Annotated in this window: 20 protein-coding genes; 8 read left to right on the plus strand and 12 right to left on the minus strand. The window is 75.5% G+C overall.

Annotation, left to right across the window (positions count from 1 at the left end; all coding sequences use genetic code 11):
• Window positions 1–37: 37 nt before the first annotated feature.
• Window positions 38–430, minus strand: a complete 393-nt coding sequence (locus ACGF7U_RS28195; RefSeq protein WP_393111730.1) for a cupin domain-containing protein — start codon at window positions 428–430, stop codon at window positions 38–40.
• A 337-nt stretch (window positions 431–767) separates the two neighbouring features.
• Complete coding sequence (locus ACGF7U_RS28200; protein WP_393111732.1) at window positions 768–1211, minus strand: septum formation initiator; 444 nt, start codon at window positions 1209–1211, stop codon at window positions 768–770.
• 102 nt (window positions 1212–1313) lie between these two features.
• Between ACGF7U_RS28200 and ACGF7U_RS28205 the strand changes: the two genes are divergently transcribed.
• The 4 genes from ACGF7U_RS28205 (at window position 1314) to ACGF7U_RS28220 (ending at window position 5353) form a co-directional block, all read left to right on the plus strand.
• Entirely contained in the window at window positions 1314–2006 is a 693-nt protein-coding gene (locus tag ACGF7U_RS28205; protein WP_393111734.1) for a response regulator transcription factor, read from the plus strand.
• Window positions 2003–3277, plus strand: a complete 1275-nt coding sequence (locus tag ACGF7U_RS28210) for an ATP-binding protein (RefSeq protein WP_393111736.1) — start codon at window positions 2003–2005, stop codon at window positions 3275–3277. Before ACGF7U_RS28205 ends, ACGF7U_RS28210 begins: the two co-directional genes overlap by 4 nt.
• A 291-nt stretch (window positions 3278–3568) precedes the next feature.
• A complete protein-coding gene (locus ACGF7U_RS28215; RefSeq protein WP_393111738.1) occupies window positions 3569–4063 on the plus strand; it encodes a PepSY domain-containing protein in 495 nt (164 codons plus the stop codon).
• A 186-nt stretch (window positions 4064–4249) separates the two neighbouring features.
• On the plus strand, window positions 4250–5353 hold the full coding sequence (locus ACGF7U_RS28220) for a beta family protein (RefSeq protein ID WP_393111740.1): 1104 nt from the start codon (window positions 4250–4252) through the stop codon (window positions 5351–5353).
• 7 nt (window positions 5354–5360) lie between these two features.
• On the opposite strand, the gene ACGF7U_RS28225 is transcribed toward ACGF7U_RS28220, so the two are convergent.
• Entirely contained in the window at window positions 5361–5642 is a 282-nt protein-coding gene (locus tag ACGF7U_RS28225; RefSeq protein ID WP_393111742.1) for an adhesin, read from the minus strand.
• Between the two features lie 179 nt (window positions 5643–5821).
• Window positions 5822–6895 carry an NAD(P)-binding domain-containing protein gene (locus tag ACGF7U_RS28230; RefSeq protein WP_393111744.1) on the minus strand — a complete coding sequence of 358 codons (1074 nt, stop codon included), beginning with the start codon at window positions 6893–6895 and terminating at the stop codon, window positions 5822–5824.
• A 130-nt stretch (window positions 6896–7025) separates the two neighbouring features.
• Between ACGF7U_RS28230 and dacB the strand changes: the two genes are divergently transcribed.
• Window positions 7026–8609, plus strand: a complete 1584-nt coding sequence (dacB, locus tag ACGF7U_RS28235) for a D-alanyl-D-alanine carboxypeptidase/D-alanyl-D-alanine-endopeptidase (protein ID WP_393111746.1) — start codon at window positions 7026–7028, stop codon at window positions 8607–8609.
• A 39-nt stretch (window positions 8610–8648) separates the two neighbouring features.
• On the opposite strand, the gene ACGF7U_RS28240 is transcribed toward dacB, so the two are convergent.
• The 6 genes from ACGF7U_RS28240 to ACGF7U_RS28265 form a co-directional block, all read right to left on the minus strand.
• Window positions 8649–8975, minus strand: coding sequence for a hypothetical protein (locus ACGF7U_RS28240; protein WP_393111748.1), 327 nt, complete (start codon window positions 8973–8975; stop codon window positions 8649–8651).
• 88 nt (window positions 8976–9063) lie between these two features.
• Window positions 9064–10050, minus strand: coding sequence for a hypothetical protein (locus ACGF7U_RS28245; RefSeq protein WP_393111750.1), 987 nt, complete (start codon window positions 10048–10050; stop codon window positions 9064–9066).
• 99 nt (window positions 10051–10149) lie between these two features.
• Window positions 10150–10587, minus strand: a complete 438-nt coding sequence (locus ACGF7U_RS28250; RefSeq protein ID WP_393111752.1) for a nitroreductase family deazaflavin-dependent oxidoreductase — start codon at window positions 10585–10587, stop codon at window positions 10150–10152.
• Window positions 10588–10706: 119 nt separating this feature from the next.
• Window positions 10707–11657 (minus strand): hypothetical protein, encoded by a 951-nt coding sequence (locus ACGF7U_RS28255; RefSeq protein ID WP_393111754.1) that lies wholly within the window; start codon window positions 11655–11657, stop codon window positions 10707–10709.
• A gap of 174 nt (window positions 11658–11831) precedes the next feature.
• Complete coding sequence (locus ACGF7U_RS28260) at window positions 11832–12281, minus strand: pyridoxamine 5'-phosphate oxidase family protein (protein WP_393111756.1); 450 nt, start codon at window positions 12279–12281, stop codon at window positions 11832–11834.
• A 46-nt stretch (window positions 12282–12327) separates the two neighbouring features.
• Window positions 12328–12921, minus strand: a complete 594-nt coding sequence (locus ACGF7U_RS28265; RefSeq protein WP_393111758.1) for a pentapeptide repeat-containing protein — start codon at window positions 12919–12921, stop codon at window positions 12328–12330.
• Between the two features lie 81 nt (window positions 12922–13002).
• Between ACGF7U_RS28265 and ACGF7U_RS28270 the strand changes: the two genes are divergently transcribed.
• Window positions 13003–14235 (plus strand): serine hydrolase domain-containing protein, encoded by a 1233-nt coding sequence (locus tag ACGF7U_RS28270; protein ID WP_393111760.1) that lies wholly within the window; start codon window positions 13003–13005, stop codon window positions 14233–14235.
• Window positions 14236–14414: 179 nt separating this feature from the next.
• Window positions 14415–15056, plus strand: a complete 642-nt coding sequence (locus ACGF7U_RS28275; protein WP_393111762.1) for an NAD(P)-dependent oxidoreductase — start codon at window positions 14415–14417, stop codon at window positions 15054–15056.
• Between the two features lie 59 nt (window positions 15057–15115).
• On the opposite strand, the gene ACGF7U_RS28280 is transcribed toward ACGF7U_RS28275, so the two are convergent.
• On the minus strand, window positions 15116–15580 hold the full coding sequence (locus ACGF7U_RS28280; RefSeq protein WP_393111764.1) for a PPOX class F420-dependent oxidoreductase: 465 nt from the start codon (window positions 15578–15580) through the stop codon (window positions 15116–15118).
• Window positions 15581–15600: 20 nt separating this feature from the next.
• Window positions 15601–16242: a DUF6642 family protein gene (locus ACGF7U_RS28285; protein WP_393111766.1), complete on the minus strand. Its 642-nt coding sequence runs from the start codon at window positions 16240–16242 to the stop codon at window positions 15601–15603.
• A gap of 306 nt (window positions 16243–16548) precedes the next feature.
• Between ACGF7U_RS28285 and ACGF7U_RS28290 the strand changes: the two genes are divergently transcribed.
• Window positions 16549–17337, plus strand: a complete 789-nt coding sequence (locus ACGF7U_RS28290; RefSeq protein ID WP_393111768.1) for a D-Ala-D-Ala carboxypeptidase family metallohydrolase — start codon at window positions 16549–16551, stop codon at window positions 17335–17337.
• The last annotated feature ends 141 nt before the right edge of the window (window positions 17338–17478 follow it).

A 17478-nucleotide genomic window follows, 5' to 3' on the forward strand; every position in this document is an offset into this window, starting at 1 on the left:
GTTCCGCCCGCCTCAGGCGGGGCCGTCGGCGGCTCCGTCAGGAGGTGGGTGGCTCGTCCTCGCCCGCCGCCTCCGCCGCGTCGGCCTCCTCCTTGGTGCGGTGCACCGCCTGGTCGGCGTGCTCGGGCGGGCCGTAGACGGTGTAGAGCACCAGCGGGTTCGGGCCGGTGTTGACGAAGTTGTGCTTCGTTCCGGCCGGCACGACCACGAGGTCGCCCTGGACGACCTCGCGCTTCTCCCCCGCCACCCGGGCCTCGCCGGTGCCGCTGACGAAGGTGAGGATCTGGTCGATGTCCTCGTGGACCTCCTCGCCGATCTCGCCACCCGGCGGGATCGTCATGATCACCAGCTGGCTGTGTTCACCGGTCCACAGCACCCGCCGGAAATCCGGGCTCTTCTCGGCGACAGTCGCGATCGTGTAATGCTCCATGTCGGCCCACATACCCGCTGTGGCGCCACGCCACGCCGGGACGCGCAGATGGTGGAATTCCCCACTGCCCGGAGGTTTACCGCCCCCGTGAGCGGGGATCGACACAGGGACGGGCGCACAGCGCCGGTCGAGCCAGGTCCCCGCTGACGTACCGCCGGACGGCTGCGGTGGTGGGAGACGGCCAGAGCGCGGCGACGTTCCGATCCCGAGAGGTCGAGCGGCGCCGTGCGCTCGTGTCCGGGCCCGATGCGGCCGGCACGCCAGGTCCGCCCGTACCACCGGCACGTCCACGGTGGAGCAGTCGGTTGTCGCCACGGGCGCACCGGGGGTGACGGGCTCAGTCGTCGTCCTCGGCCGCCACCGGCTCCCGGCCGACGCAGCGGACCTTCAGCTCGAACTTCCCGGCCGGGCCGGTGAACGCGACCTCCACGTCGTCGTCCGGCCCCCGGTCGACGTCGGAGACCCGGTAGCCCTGCGCCGGCACCCAGGAGACCAGCCACACCCCGTCGGGCCCGCACTCGGCCACCGCGGTGCCCCCGTCCGTGGCGAAGACCCTGCGCTCGCCGTGCGGGGCGACGCCGGTCGGTGACGTCGACGCCCCGCCGGCAGTGGTCGGCGCCGGCGCCGCCAGGGCGCGCTCGACCTCCTCCTGGCTGAGCACCCCGCCCGGGGTGCCGGCGATGCTCTCCCCGACCCACCGGATCGCGGCCACCCCGATCAGGGTGGCGACGGCGGCGGTGACCAGCCACCCGGCGACGGCGAGGAACGAACGGCGGCGCATCCACCGAGTGTCCCCGATCCCGGGTTGGACCGAGCCCTGGACGAGGCTAAGGGACGGTTAAGGCGGGGGCCGGCACGTCCCGCGGCGGTTAGCCTGCCACCTGTGGCCCGCCTGCTGCTCATCGAGGACGACCTGACGATCCGTACGCCGTTGTTGCGGGCGCTGCGCGAGCGGGGGCACGCGGTGGCGGCCGCCTCGACGGCGATGGCCGGCCTGCGCGACGCGCTCGACGACCGGCCCGACCTCGTCGTGCTGGACCTGGGACTGCCCGACCTGGACGGCCGGGAGCTGCTGCGCATGTTGCGGGCGGTCAGCGTCGTGCCGGTGATCGTGGCCACCGCCCGCGACGACGAGACCGAGATCGTCCGGGTGCTCGACGCCGGGGCCGACGACTACGTGGTGAAGCCCTTCACGGCGGCGCAGCTCGACGCGCGGATCCGGGCGGTGCTCCGGCGCGGGGCGGGGGCCGCCCCGGAGGACCCGGCGCTGGTGGTCGGCGGGCTGCGGGTCGACCCGAGGTCGCGGCAGGTCACCCTCGACGGCGAGCCCGTCGAGCTGACCCCGCGCGAGTTCGACCTGCTGCACCATCTGGCCGGCCGCCCCGGCCAGGTGGTCACGAAGCGGGAGTTGCTCGCCGAGGTGTGGCAGATCCCGTACGGCGGCGCCGACAAGACCGTGGACGTGCACCTGTCATGGCTGCGCCGCAAGCTCGGGGAGAGCGCGCAGGCACCCCGTTACCTGCACACGGTGCGGGGCGTCGGGGTCCGGCTGGACGTGCCCGGGAGCCCCGGATGAGGGCACGGATGGCGCTGCTGGTCGCCGCGGTCAGCGTGCTCACCCTGGTCGCCTTCCTGGTGCCGCTGGCGTTGCTGGTGCGTACCGTCGCCGAGGACCGGGCCACGGTGCGGGCCACGGCCGACGCGCAGAGTCTCGTCACCGTCGTCGGGACCGCCGACACCGCCACGATCCGGCTCACGGTCGAGCAACGGGCCGCCGAGTCCGGCCGGCCGGTCAGCGTGTTCCTGCCCGACGGCACCGTGCTCGGCGCGCCGGCCCCGCGGACGCCCGCGGTGGCGCTGGCCGCCCGGGGGCAGAGCCTCACCGCCGAGTCGGGGCGGGGGCGGGAGGTGGTGATCGCGGTGCAGGGCCGCCCGGACGGCACCGGGGTGATCCGGACGGTGGTCCCGCCCGAGGAGCTGACCGCCGGGGTGAGCCGGTCCTGGCTGGTGCTGGCCCTGCTCGGCGTGCTGCTGGTGCTGATCGGGCTGGCCGTCGCCGACCGGCTCGCCCGCACCCTGGTCCGGCCCATCGGCGAGCTCTCCGCGGTGTCGCACCGGTTGGCCAACGCCGAACTGGATGCCCGCGTCACGCCCGCCGGACCGCCCGAGCTGCGTGAGGTGGCCGGCGCCCTCAACCACCTCGCCGGCCGGATCCAGGTGCTGCTGGTCCAGGAGCGGGAGGAGGTCGCCGACCTGTCCCACCGCCTGCGCACCCCGCTGACCGCGCTGCGGCTGGAGGCCGAGTCGCTGCGGGACCCGGAGGACGCGGCCCGGGTGGCCGCGGCGGTGGACGGGCTGGAGCGGGCGGTCACCGGCCTGATCCGGCAGGCGCGGTGGCGGGCGCCGACGGCGAGGGCGGCCAGCGCCGACGCGGCGGCGGTGGTGGCCGAGCGGGTGGCGTTCTGGTCGGTGCTGGCCGAGGACACCGGACGTGCCGTCACCCTCGACCTGGCGCCGGGGCCGCTGCCGGTGGGCGTGCCCGCCGACGAGTTGGCGGCGGCGGTGGACGCCCTGCTCGGCAACGTCTTCGCGCACACCCCGGACGGCACCGCGTTCGCCGTCCGGCTGGCGGCCGATGCCGGCCGGGCGGTGCTGACCGTGGCGGACGAGGGGCCGGGGATCCCACCCGGCACGGTCGACCGTGGTGCGAGCACCGCCGGCTCGACGGGCCTCGGCCTGGACATCGCCCGCCGCGCCGCCCAGGCCGCCGGCGGCCGCCTCAACCTGCACGCGGCACCCTCCGGCGGCGCCGAGGTGCGCCTCGAACTCGGCCCGCCGGGGCCCTGACCCGCCCCGCCGAACGACGCCGCCCCGGGCCGGCGGGGCGGCCCGCCCACCCGTACCGCACGCACCGCCCCCGGGCCGGCGGGGCGGCCGGCCCGCCCATGGCGCACGCGCCGCCCCGGCCCCCGTCCACACCGGGACCGCACGGCCCCTCCCTGCGCCCCGCCCGGGCGCGCGGCGCAGCCCGGCCGTCGCGTCCGAGGAGCCTTAACCCGGGCTTAGCGTTCGGGCAGCGTGGCGCTATCCGGTCGGGCGCGATCCTCGTGGTCAGGAACCGAGGAAAGGCGAAATGAGATGACGCGCAACCCCCTGATCCTGGCGTCGGTCGGCGGCCTGGCCGTGCTCGCCGTGGCCGGCGCGACCCTCGGCGTCGCGGCCGCCGACGGCGGCCCGGCCCGGGCGACCACGCTGGCCGCCGCCACGACCACCCCGACCGCCGCCGCCACCCCGGGCGGCACGGCGACCGCCTCCCCGGCCACCGCCCCGGCGACCGGCGGCGCTCCGGCCGCCCCCGGCACGCCGTCGGGCAGCGGCGCCCCGGCGGCCGGCGGGGACGCCGTGTCCGAGCAGCGGGCCCGGGAGATCGCGCTGGCCCGGGCGGGCGGCGGACAGGTCGTCGAGGTCGAGGCCGAACAGGAGGACGGCCGCCCGGTGTGGAGCGTGGAGATCGTCGCCGGGCAGACCGAGCACGAGATCGACGTCGACCGGGACAACGGCACGGTGGTCAAGGCCGAGCAGGAGCCGGTCGACGACGATGACGACGATGACGACTCCGGCGACGACGACTGACCGGGACGCCGGGCCGCCGCCTCCCACCGTGGGGGCGGCGTCGTCGTCGGCCCGGCGGATCGCCTCCGAACGGCCGCCGGGTCCGGGGCGCAAGGCGCACCGGGGCGGACGGCGTACCGGGGCGCGGGGCCGGGGCCGGGGCCGAAGGACCCTGTGACCGACACCGATGTCTGGCTACATTGGGGTATGGTGCCCGCCCACGGGGGCCGGGCGGCGGAACCGGTCTACCGCCCCATCCTCGCCAACCGGCGGGGCGAGCTGGAGGCGCTCAGTCATCTCGACGACGTCGTGGCGCCGCTGCTCGCCCCGGTCCTCCAGGTGTCCATCCTGGACTCGTACACACTGGACGTGCTCGGTCGGCTGCCCGACGGGCTGCTCCCGGGCGTCGATGTCACCGACCTGCCCGACGCTCCGGAGACCGAGCTGGCCCGGTGGGGCGTACCGCTGGTGCCGGTGATCGGGCTCGCGGACAGCGACCCGCGCCTCGTGGCGCACGGCGTGGCGGCCCGGACCCACGCCCACCGGGCGGTGGTCCGGCTGCGGGTCGGCCAGGACCGGACCGGCCCGGACGCGGCCACGGCGGCGGTGGAGCGGGTCTGGCGGTTCACCCGCCTGGTGCCCGAGCAGTGCGACCTGCTCCTCGACGCCGGGGACGTGTGCTGCGCGGCCGACGTGCGGGGGGCCGAGCCCCGGCTGCGCCGGCTGCTGGAGTGGGCGCGCCGGCACGCCTGGCGCTCGGTGAGCGTGGCGGCCGGCGGGATGCCGCCGGCGGTGACGCGCCTGCCCACCGACGAGCCGGTCCGCCTCGACCGCTGGGACTGGCTGCTGTGGCAGCGCCTGGCCCACCTCGGCGTCGGGTACGCCGACTACGGCGTCGGCTCGGCGGTGCCCGGCGCCGAGCAGCCGGGCGACCGGCTGCCGACCGTGCGCTACACGGCCGACGACGCCTGGTGGGTGTACCGCTGGTCCCGGCGGGGCGGGCGGGGCGACGACCGGTTCGCGGACCTGTGTCGGGCGCTGGTCTCGGCGCCCCACTGGCCGGCCGCCGGGGCCGACTTCTCCTGGGGCGACCACGAGATCGTCCGGCGCGCCCGTCGGGGCGCCGGAGCGGGGTCGGCCAGCAACTGGGCGGCGTGGAGCACGTCGCACCACCTGGCGCACGTGCTGGCGGCGCTGCCCCACGCCGGCCGGGAGACCCGGCCGGGGGCGTGGCGGTCCGGTCACGCGGGCCCGGAACGGGGCCGGCCCGCCCGGCCGCACCGGGGCGGGGAGACCCGCCGGGCCGGCTGACCGGCCGTCACTGCTTCTCGGTGAACCCGAACTGCACGATGCCCTCGTCGTCGACGCTCGCGTCCACCGAGGCGTCGCCGAGCAGCTCGGCGGCGTCGGAGTCCAGGAAGATCCGGGCGCCCTGGTTGTCGACCACATGGTCGCCCTCGACCGGTTCGGCGACCAGCTCGACGGTGAGCGAGCCCGCCTCGGTGTCGGCGGCGATCCGCACCCCGCCGTCCTCGGCGACGTCCTGCTGGTTGGCGAGGTCTCGGATGACCAGCACGGCGTTGTCGGTCATGGTGAGCATGGCGGAACTCCTCGTGGATTCTCGGATTCGTGGTGCGGACCGGGCTCGGCCCGCGCACGAGCGCACGTCGGAGGCGATGGAAGGGCGACACGCACATCGCCGTCGCAGCCTGGGGCAGGTGAGAGCCCCTTCACGGCCTACGTTGCCCCGTGTCGGGGGATCCGTCAAATAGAGCGGGGTCAGTGCCGGGCGCCGGCCGGGGTCAGCCGGGCCCGGATCTCGCGAACCGCCGCGCGGCCGGCCCGGTTGGCGCCGACCGTGCTCGCCGACGGTCCGTACCCGATCAGGTGAATCCGCTCGTCGGCGACCACCCGGGTGCCGTCCATGGTGATACCGCCGCCGGGCGCGCGCAGCCGCAGCGGCGCGAGGTGGTCCAACGCGGCCCGGAATCCGGTGCACCAGAGGATCACGTCGGCGGGCACGAACCTGCCGTCGTCCCAGGCCACCCCGTCGGGTGTGATCCGGTCGAACACGGGTAGGCGGTCGAGCACGCCGCGCTCGCGCAGCCGGCGCAGCTCCGGCGTGAGCGGCAGCCCGGTCACCGCGACCACGCTGGCCGGGGGCCGGCCGGCGCGGACCGCCGCGTCGACCAGGGCCACCGCCGCCCGCCCCCGCTCGGGGGTGAACTCCTCGTCGCGGAAGTCGGGCGGGCGGCGGGTCACCCAGGTGGTGCCGGCCGCGACGGTGGAGACCTCGGCGAGCAGCTGGACGGCCGACGTCCCGCCGCCGACCACCACGACCCGCCGGCCGGCGAACTCGGCGGGGCCCCGGTAGTCGGCGGTGTGCAGCTGACGGCCCCGGAAGCTGGACCGGCCCGGGTAGTGCGGCCAGAACGGCCGGGTCCAGGTGCCGGTGGCGTTGACCAGGGCCCGGGTGGACCAGTCGCCCCGGTCGGTCCGGACGTCCAGCCGGCCGTCGGCCCGGTCGCGCACCTCGCGGACCCGGACCGGACGCCGTACCGGCAGGTCGAACGCGCGCTCGTACGCGGCGAAGTAGGCGCTGACCACCTCGGCCGCCGGCCGGTCGGGCGCCGCCGCCGGGAACGGCAGGCCGGGCAGGTCGTGGAAGCCGTGCACCCGGTCGAGCCGCAGCGTGGGCCAGCGGTGCCGCCACGCCCCGCCCGGCCCGTCGTCGCCGTCCAGGATCACGAAGCCCTCGCCGGGGGCGAAGCCGGCGCGGCGCAGGTGGTAGCCGGCGGAGAGGCCGGCCTGTCCGGCCCCGATCACCAGCACGTCGACGGAGCGCTCGTCCATGCCGAATGCAACAACGAACGCGCCGCCCGGCTGCCCGCCGGAAGGCGTCTCGCCGCTCACATCCCAGCGCTGCACTTTTCTTTCGGTCAACGGTCTTCTCTGGAAGATTCCTCCGTGGCAGCATCAGCGCATGCATCGTCGTCTCTTCCCCCGGACGCTCGCGCTGGCGGCGCTGGTGGCCGCCGCCGCCACGGCCGGGGCCCCGACCGCCACCGCCGAGTCGCCGACCCCCGCGGCGACCCGTCTGAACGCCACCATCGACGCGATCCTCGCCGACTCCCGGCTGGCCGGAGCGCAGGCGTCGGTGGTCGTCAAGGACGCCGCCACCGGTGCGCCCGTCTATCACCGCAACGGGGACCGCCGCCTGGTGCCCGCCTCCAACACCAAGCTGCTGACCTCGGCCGCGGCGCTGGAGCTGCTCGGGCCCGGGCACCGCTTCAGCACGGAGGCGCGCACCACCGGCACCCGCCGCGCGGGCCTCGTCTCCGGCAACCTCTACCTGCGCGGCGGCGGCGACCCGACCATGCTCGCCGCCGACTACGACGCGCTGGCCGCGCAGGTCGCCGCCAAGGGCGTCCGGGTGGTCACCGGCAACCTGGTCGCCGACGACACCCGCTACGACAACACCCGGCTCGGCCCCGACTGGACGTGGGACGACGAGCCCTACTACTACGCGGCGCAGGTCTCCGCCCTGACGGTGGCGCCGGACACCGACTACGACGCGGGCACCGTCATCGTGCACGCCGCGCCCGGCGCGAGCGCCGGCGCGCGCCCGGTCGTCACCACCACCCCGGCCACCGGCTACCTGAAGATCGACAACCGGGCGCAGACGGTCGCCGACGGGGAGACCTCGATCTCCTTCGAGCGCGCGCACGGCAGCAACACCGTCGTGGTCACCGGCCAGATCGCGCTCGGCGACCAACCACAGAGCGACTGGGTGACCGTCTGGGAGCCCACCGGCTACGCCGCCGACGTCTTCCGCGCGTCGCTGCGCAAGCACGGCGTGCGGGTGCTCGGCCGGACCGTGCTGGGCCAGGCCACCCCGGAGGAGGCGGCCGAGGTGGGGCGGCACGAGTCGATGCCCCTGTCCCAGCTGATGGTGCCGTTCCTCAAGCTCTCCAACAACGGGCACGCCGAGGTGCTGACCAAGGAGATCGGCCGGGTGCTCACCGGCTCCGGCACCTGGCCCGCCGGACTGGCGGCGATCAGCGAGTACGTCGCCGACGCCGGGATGGACACCGGCACGCTGCGCCAGCGGGACGGCTCCGGGCTCTCGCGGCGCAACCTGATCCCGGCCGACGAGTTCGTGGACCTGCTCACCGCCGTCCGCGCCGAGCCCTGGTTCGACACCTGGTACGCCGCCCTGCCGGTCGCCGGCGACGCGGACCGCTTCGTCGGCGGCACGCTGCGCAGCCGGATGCGCGGCACCCCGGCGGCCGGCAACGTGCACGCCAAGACCGGCAGCCTGACCGGCGTCTCCGGCCTGTCCGGCTACGTCACCGACGCCGACGGGCGGGTGCTGGCGTTCTCCATCCTGCTGAACAACTACCTGGCCTCGTCCGTCAAGGGGCTGGAGGACCAAATCGCCATCGCGCTCGCCTCGTACACCGAGAAGGCCGCGACCGCGGCGCGGGTCGCGCCCCCGAGGGCGCCCGACGCTCCCCGGGTCCCGGAGGGCCGGGAGTGCTCCTGGGTGAAGCCCGTCGCCTGCTGACGGGGCCGGCGGGGCCCGGTGCGAGGGCCCCGCCGGCGCTCAGGCGCTCGGGCGGTGGGGCGGCTCGGCGTCCGGGTCGCCGCCCGCGATCAGCGCGGCGATGTCGGCGGGGCGCAGGCCGCGCTGCGCCAGCACCCGGGTCCCCCAGCGGTGCAGCCGGCACGGGTGCGGGCTGGCGTCGTTGCGGCAGACCGTCCCGCCGGACCAGCGCCGGGGCGCGTGCACCACCACCGCCCGGACGGCGAACTGCGCGTCCTCGGCGGTGACGTACGGCGGCAGCGGGATCTCCCGGAGCACCTCCCCGGACGGCTCCCCGGCGCCCCGCGGGGCGGTCGGACGGACGGTGCGGGTGGTGGTGCTGCTCATCGGTCGTGCCTCCACAGAGGATGGTCGGGCGTGGACAGCAGAAAGTTACGGCACGCTGAACACGGCGCGACGGACAAACTGTCCCGGCTCAGCGGCCGCAGCCCCGGCACGGGCGCCGGGTACGCAGGTGGTGGCCGACCGCCGCGACCCCCAGCCCCCAGCCCCACAGCCAGTACGCGGGCTCGGCGACCCAGAAGAACGCGAGCGGGTAGCGGCCGTCGCCCGGGTCGAACGTGCCGGTGACCGTCTCGACGGTGAGCTGGGCGATGCCGACCCCGAAGTAGCAGACCAGGCCGACGGAGAACAGCGCCGCCGGAACGAGGAGCAGCAGCCGGGGGACGCGCCGGCCGGCCAGCAGCGGCACCCAGCCGGGCCAGAACACCCCCCAGGAGTACACCAGGGCCAGCGGCAGCAGCACGCCGGCGAGCAGGAAGCCGACCTCGAAGGCGATCATCGACGCGCCCTGGCTGAGCGGCATGTCCTCGAAGCCGACCCACAGTTGGGCGGCCAGGCGCAGCAGGCATCCGAGAACCGCCGCCCAGGCCGCCGCCCGGGCCCAGGCGGGCACCGCCGCCGACGCGTCGCGTACCGGGCCGGTGCGGCCGCACCGGCGACAGTCCCCCCGCAGCCGACGCCGGTGACCGAGGAGCGCCGCGTGCAGCAGCGCGGCCCCGGTGAGGCAGGCGAGCCGGCTGAGCAGGGCGCCCGGGTGGAACGCCGCGCCCGGGTCGAGGATCAGCAGCCCGACCACGTCCAGCAGCAGCAACGCGCAGGAGAGCAGCACCGCCGCGCAGACGACCCAGCCGGCCGCCGCCAGCGCCGGGCGCCAGGAGCGGGCGGCGGCGAGCCCCGCGCCGACCAGACCGGCGGCGGCGCAGAGCGCCACGGCCCACCAGCCGGTGAAGACCACGAGGTCCGTGTCGAGCGGCGGGAACTCCGGCGCGCCGACGAGGGCCCAGCGCACCCGCACCGCACCGTGGGCGAGGGCCCAGGCGATGACGGCGTACGGCAGGACGGGGTGGCGCCGCCGGACGGCGGCGCGGGTCGGGGCCGGTGGCGGCAGCGTGGTGGTCATGCCTGCGACGATGCCGTCGTACGCGGCGCGCCGGCTCCCCGGCGGGGGTGGACCGGCTCCCCCGCGCGAGGGACCGACCGGGGCCGGTGGCGCCCCTGGTCAGACCCGTTCGAGCACGACGACCGGGATCTGCCGGTCGGTCTTCGCCTGGTAGTCGTCGTACGCCGGCCAGATGGCGGCCATCGTGGACCACATCCGCGGCTTCTCCTCGGCCGTCGCGGTACGCGCCCGCGCGGTGAACCGCTCGGCGCCCACCTGCACCTCGGCCAGCGGCTCGTCGAGCAGGTTCAGGTACCAGGCCGGATGCCTCGGGTCGCCGCCCTGCGAGGCGACCACCAGGTACGCGTCGCCGTCGCGGCCGTAGATGAGCGCGGTCCGGCGGAGCTTTCCGCTGCGCCGGCCACGGGTGGTCAGCAGCAGCGTGAAGACGCCGGGCCGCCACTCGTGCCCCTCGGCGCCGTCGGTCTCCACGTACCGCCGGATGTGCTCGGCCACCCAGCCCTGCGGGCTGTCCAGCACCTGCTCGCCCGAGGTCATCGGCCCTGCCCTTCGTCCGCGGCTGCTCGTCGCGACCACGCTACTCCGGGACGCGCCCGAGCGCCGGGCGATCGCCGCCGCGCACCGGCTGACCCGTGCGGACGCGGGGCGTCGGGCAGTCAGCGCAACGCGACCGCCTGCACGCCCACGTTGCCGCAGTCGTCGGTGAAGACCTCCTCCGCGGTCCAGCTCAGCACCAGCCGGGCCCCCTTGCGCGCCTGGAAGCGGAGGGTGAACTCGGCGGAGCGGCTGGTGTGCCGGTCCTCGATCCGCAGGGTCCGGGTCGGACCGCCGTCGGAGAGGCGCGCGTCGAGCCGCCCCCGGGCCATCCACACCCCGGCGTAGAGGCGGACGGTGCGCGGTCGGCCGTCGGCGACGACGGCGAGGCTGAAGCCGCTGCCGGCGCCGCAGCGGTAGACCCCGTGGGGCGAGCCGCCCACCGAATCGACCGGGGTGCCGTCGCGCCACCGGAAGCTCTCCTGGTTGTCGTCCCAGCCACCCAGGGCGCCCCGGCCGCCCTCGTCCCGGATGTCGCCGGTGCCGCCGCGCTTGCGGACCGTCGAGTCCGCGCCGCGCAACCCCCAGTGGACCCAGTCCCGGCCGCCCACCGCGGTCAGGTCCACCTCGGCCGGCGTCTCGGCCATCCCGGCGTCGAGCGTCGGGCGCACCGGCGGCGTCGGGGAGGCGGACGGGCTCGGCGGGCGCTGCCGGGGCCGCAGTCCCGGCGAGACCTGGCCGGCGGCGGGGTCGCGCCCCTCGACGCCGGGGAGCCCGGTCGGCCCGCCGACCCCCGCCGGCACCCCGCCCCCGGTCTCCTCGCCCGGACCGGGGTCGCCGGAGTTCAGGTACGTCACGAGGGCGACCAGGCAGACGAGCACGGCGACACTCTCGATCGCCCACCGTCGCCGCTGCCGGACGCGGGCCAGCCGCCGCAGGTCGCCGCGGGTCCGCCGCCCGGGTGGGGGAAGGAACGGCCGGTGCCGGGCGGGGGCGGCGCTCGCCCGGTCGCCGTCGCCTCCGCCGTGCCGCGCCGGCCGGACACCCTGCCGCGTCAGGTCTTCCTCCGCCACCGACCCTCCACTCCCCACCGGCCGCCGCCCGGGCGTACGCGAGCGCCCGCCGGGGGCGTCCCGCGTTGGCGCCGGCTCGTCGGGCGCGCCGGACGGGGCGGCCGGGCGTATCCAGTTTCGTCACCGGACCGTAGCGGACATCGATCCGGACGGTGGTTGCGGGCCGGGGGCCGTTCAGTGCCGCCGGCGACGGCGCAGCCCACGGCCGGGGTGCCAGCTCTCGATGACCAGGTGGTCCGGCGGGTCGCCCACCCGGGTCAGCACCACCTCGGTCAGCTCGATCCGGAACCGGTGCGAGCCGTCCTCGCCGGGCGGTTCCTCGTGCGCCAGTCCGGCGATCTTCGCGTCGCCGCCCCAGGCCCCCGGATGGGCCTCGGGAGCGTCCTCGGTCGGGCAGTGCAGCGCCACCCGTGGGTCGCGGCGCAGGTCGAGGGCCTTGAGCGCGCCGGCCATGCTGCCCAGCCGCAGGTGCTCGGCGTCGAAGTCGAACTCGGTGCCGCTGATCCGGGGCGAACCGTCCCGGCGCAGCGTCGCCATCGTGCCGTGCTTGCGTACCGCGAAGCGGGCCCGCACGCGCTCGGCGAACTCGGGCTCCTCCCGCACAAGATCAGACCACCATGTCATGGGACCCAGCGTCGCAGTGAATCCGGACAACCCGCGGCGGGTTTTCTCAGCGGATCTCGAAGCCGAGCGCCTGCGCGATCATGATGGCCTGCTCCGGGTCGACGATCGCCCCGGCCCGCTCCACGACCGTCGGGTCGAGCGCGGTCAGGTCGCTGCGGCGCAGGTCGGCGCCGGAGAGCCGGGAGCTGTGCAGTTGCGCGGCGGAGAGGTCGACGCCGGTGACCGTGGCGCCGGTCAGGTTGGCGCCGGTGAGGTCGACCTCCCGCATCCGGACGTCGGTGATCCGGACTCCGCGCAGGTCGGCGCCGGGCAGCGCGACGAACGACCAGTCGCCGCCGGCGATCGTCAACGGCCGCAGGTCGCACTGGGTGAACGTGCTGCCCACCAGCTTGCAGCCGGTGAACTCGGCCTCGAAGAGGTTGCAGCGCTGGAAGGCGCAGCGGGTGAAGGCCGAGTCGGTGTGCCGCGAGGCGTTGAACCGCACGTTGCCGAAGGTGCACCCGTCGAAGACCGCGCCCCGGCTGACCGCCTCGGTCAGGTCGACGTGGAAGAAGGAGCAGCGGACGAAGTGCCGGTCGAACAGCTCCTCGCCGTACCAGTCCTCGTCGCGGAAGGTGGCGTCCTCGGTCAGCTCGGGCATCGGGCCAGGCTACTGACGGGGTGCGACAGGTGTGGCGGCCGGCCCTTCCGGGCGGGCGTACCAACTAGTAGTTTCGGCGGCGTGAGCGTGGCACGCAGCATCGACCCGGACGTGATCGGCTTCGACCCGGCGCGCCTGGCTCGGATCGACGCGCACTTCGGCAGGTACGTCGACGACGGCCGGCTCGCCGGCTGGCAGGTGGTCGTCACCCGGCGCGGCGAGATCGCCCACTCGTCCACGTACGGGCTGCGCGACGTCGAGGCGGGGGCGCCCGTCGAGGCGGACACGCTCTGGCGGATCTACTCGATGACCAAGCCGGTCACCTCCGTCGCCGCGATGATGCTCTGGGAGGAGGGCCGCTTCCAGCTGACCGACGAGATCAGCCGTTGGCTGCCCGAGTTCGCCGACCTGCGGGTCTACGCCAAGGGCTCGGCCCTCAAGCCGTACACGGTGCCGGCGATCGAGCCGATCCGGGTCTGGCACCTGCTCACCCACACCGCCGGCCTGACGTACGGCTTCATGCAGACCTCGGTGGTCGACGGCCTCTACCGGGCCGCCGGCTACGACCTGTACCCGCCGGCGGACGTCGACCTGGCGACCGCCTGCCGGGCGTTCGGCGAGCTGCCCCTGCTGTTCCAGCCCGGCACGGCCTGGGGCTACTCGGTCGCCACCGACGTGCTCGGCCGGCTGGTCGAGGTGGTCTCCGGGCAGAGCCTGGACGCCTTCTTCGCCGACCGGATCTTCCGTCCGCTCGGCATGACCGACACGCACTGGTGGGCCGAGGGTGCCGCCGCCGACCGGCTCGCCGCGCTCTACGCGCCCGACCCGCGCACCGGCCGGGCGGTCCGCTACGACAGGCTGGGCGCCCTGGCGTACGAGAAGCCGCTGCTGCTCTCCGGCGGCGGCGGACTGCTCTCCACCGCCGCCGACTACCACCGGTTCACCCAGATGCTCCTGCGCGGCGGCGAGCTGGACGGGGTGCGCCTGCTGGGTCCGCGCACGCTGCGCTTCATGACCCGCAACCACCTGCCCGGCGGGCGGGACCTGGGCACGCTGTCCACCGGCGGCTTCGCCGAGACCACCCTCGACGGGATCGGTTTCGGGCTCGGCTTCGCCGTGGTGCAGGACCCGGTGCCCAGCCGGGTGCCGAGCAGCGTCGGCGAGTACTACTGGGGTGGCGTGGCGAGCACGGCGTTCTGGGTGGACCCGGTGGAGGAGGTCACCGCGCTCCTCTTCACCCAGCTCATGCCGTCGAGCACCCACCCGCTGCGGCCGCAGCTACGCCAGCTCGTCTACTCCGCCCTGCTCGACTGAGCGCGCCGGGCATCGTCACGCGCCCGCGCACCGCTCCGCCGCGTCCCCGACGCCGCGCGACAGCGCGAGGGCCCGGCGGGACCGCCGGGATCCCCGGTCCGCCAGCGCGCGGCGGCGCCGCTCAATAGCCTGGAGTCGGCTACGTCCGCCGGGCCGGACGGGCGGGGCGGGAGGCGGTCATGAGCAACATCGTCGTGTTCGGGGCGGGGGGCACCGCGGGCTCGCGGATCACCGCCGAGGCGGTCAACCGGGGGCACCGGGTCACCGCGGCGGTCCGCCGCCCGGAGGCCACGTCGTATCTCCCGCCGGCGGTCAAGGTGGTCACCGGCGACGCCACCAGCGAGCGGAGCGTCCGGGAGCTGGCGCCGGACACCGACGCCATGGTGGTGGCGATCGGCGGCGGCGAGCGCGGCCTCTGGCTGGACGCCGCGCGGAGCCTGGTCGGGGCGCTGCGGGGCCTGCCGGCCGCGCCCCGGATCATCCACGTCGGCGGCGGGTCGACCCTGCTCACCCCGAGGGGCACCCGCTACCTCGACGAGCCGGACTTCCCCGACGAGTACCGCGACGCCGCGCGGGGCCAGGCCGACGCCCTCGACTTCTACCGCTCCTCGGCCGACGGGGTGAGCTGGACGTACGTCTCCCCGCCACCGCTGGAGTTCCACCCCGGCGAGCGCACCGGGCACTACCGCACCGGCGGCGACCAGCCGGTCACCGACCACGAGGGGCGCTCGGTGCTCAGCTACGAGGACCTGGCGGTCGCCATCGTCGACGAGATCGAGACCCCGCGCCACGAGAACGCGCGGTTCACCGCCGCCTACTGAGGGCGGGCGGGCCGGGCGGCCGGGGCGCGGCCGGGCGGCCGGGCCGGGCGACACCGGCGTCAGTCGGCGAGGCGGGCGGGGAAACCGCCGGTGGCGACCGGGCCCCAGGCGTCGATGGTGACCCGGATCAGCGACTTGCCCTGGCGGACCATCGCCGCCCGGTACTCGTCCCAGTCCGGGTGCTCGCCCGAGATGCACCTGAAGTACTCCACGAGCGGCTCCAGCCCCTCCGGCAGGTCGAGCACCTCGGCGGTGCCGTCGAGGTGCACCCAGGGCCCGTTCCAGTCGTCGGAGAGCACGCACGCGGAGACCCGTGGGTCGCGTCGGATGTTGCTCACCTTGGCCCGCTCCGGGTACGTCGAGATCACCAGCCGCCCCTCGGCGTCCACCCCGGCGGAGACCGGTGAGGACTGCGGCCGCCCGTCGGCGCGGGTGGTCATCAGCACCACCCGGTGCCGTGGCCGGAGGAACTCGACCAGCTCGGCCCGGTCGACCCGGGTGTTCGTCGCGATGCTGCGTGCCACCACCCGTTTCTACCAGTCGGTCAGCGCGGGCGGGGCGCGGCACGGCCGGCGGCGGGCTGCGCGGGCACCCGGGGGCGGGCCGAGGGCCGCCAGGCGCGGCCGTTGGCGTAGATGATCCGGAAGCCGAGATACGACGCGAGGGGCGCCCAGTGCGCCGAGCCCATCCGCAGCTCGGCGGCGTTGTGCCGTTGACCGTTGGCCAGCACGTCGAGCAGCACGGTCTCGAAGGCCGCCGATTCCACCCAGTCCACCTCCCGGGTGTAACCGCAGATCAGCGCCGCTCCGGTGGCGTCCAGGAAGTCCCGCAGCGCGGCGTCGGAGGCGCGCAGCACGGAACAGCTGCCGAAATAGAGCCGCCGGCCCTCGCAACGGCCGGCCATCAACTCGGCGACGTCGGCGAGTTCGACGGATTCCCAGTCGGTGAGGCAGAGCCGGCTCGGTTCGCCGTGCATCGCGAAGAAGCCCACCCGGTGGTCGGCGTACTGCTTGAGCAGCCAGCGGTCGACGAAGTAGAAGAGCTCGTCGCGGGTCGCCGCGTCCTTGTGGATGAAACGGATCTTCCCGAGCCGTTCGAGCAGTTCGAGGGTGGGCAGGACGGAGCCGCGCTCGTTGAGGTCCCGGTGCCACTGGCCCTCGATGCAGAAGACGCCACCGCGCGCCACGCCGCCTCCTCCCCCGTGCCCGCCGGCGCTGACGTTACCGCCCGCGACCGCCCCGCGAACATCAGCATCGGCGTGCCCGCCTGCGCCTTTCCGCGCCGTTCACGGTTTCCTGCGGTCAGTTCGCAGGGAATGGGTGGTTCGCAAACAGGGCCGATTCCCAGGCAAGACCCAGGAACTGCGGATCGCGAGGACAATTCTCGTTAATTGCCACCAAAGGGCCGCCCGACTGCCAGGGTGGAAAGCGCGGGACGTCCCGGTCGATGTCCCGGACGCCACCCCAATCGCACTCCTATCGGGAGGACTTCTGTGCGCGTTAACACCCTGAAACGAGTGGTTGTCGCATTCGCCCTGGCGATGCCGGGAGCCGCGATCGCCACGGTGGTCGCCGCGCCAGCGGCCCATGCCGACGGCTGCTACACGTGGAAGCGCAACCTCTACCAGGGGCGCTCCGGCGACGACGTCCGCCAACTGCAGATCCGGGTGGCCGGCTGGGCCGGCCACCGGGACATCGTGGAGAACGACGGCCGCTTCGGGCCCAAGACCGCCGCCGCGGTCCGGCGGTTCCAGTCCGCGTACGGGCTGCGGGTCGACGGCGTCGCCGGGCCGCAGACCTACGCCAAGCTCTACGAACTGCAGGACAACGACTGCACCCCGCGGCACTTCAGCTTCACCGAGCTGGACGACGGCTGCGGCCGCGGTGGGTGGACCGGCGGCCCGCTCTCCGCCGCCCAGACCCGGCAGAACGCCCTGCGAACCATGTGGAAGCTGGAGGCGATGCGGCGCGGCCTGGGCGACCAGCCGCTCCACGTCAGCAGCGGCTTCCGCAGCCGCGGCTGCAACGAGCAGGTCGGCGGGGCGTCGGACAGCCAGCACCTCTACGGCAACGCCGCCGACGTGTACTCGCGCAGCAAGTCGCTGTGCCAGGTGGCCCGGGACGCCCGCAACCGGGGCTTCAGCGGGATCTACGGGCCGGGCTACCCGGACCACGACGACCACGTGCACGTGGACTCGCGCCGCGAGAACGACAGCGACCGCACGCCGAACACCACCAGCTGGTCCGCGCCCGACTGCGGGATCGGCGCCGGCAACGACTGAGCCGGCGGACCGGGCACGACCGGCCGGGTCGGACGGCCCGACCGGGCGTGCCGGACGGAGAATCGGTCGGACCGGACGGCGGCCGGGTCGACCGGTCGACGGCCACGGCGACGCCGGCCCGCAGCGCGGGTGGGGAAACCC

The organism is Micromonospora sp. NPDC047670 (assembly GCF_043204915.1).
GTDB lineage: Bacteria > Actinomycetota > Actinomycetes > Mycobacteriales > Micromonosporaceae > Micromonospora.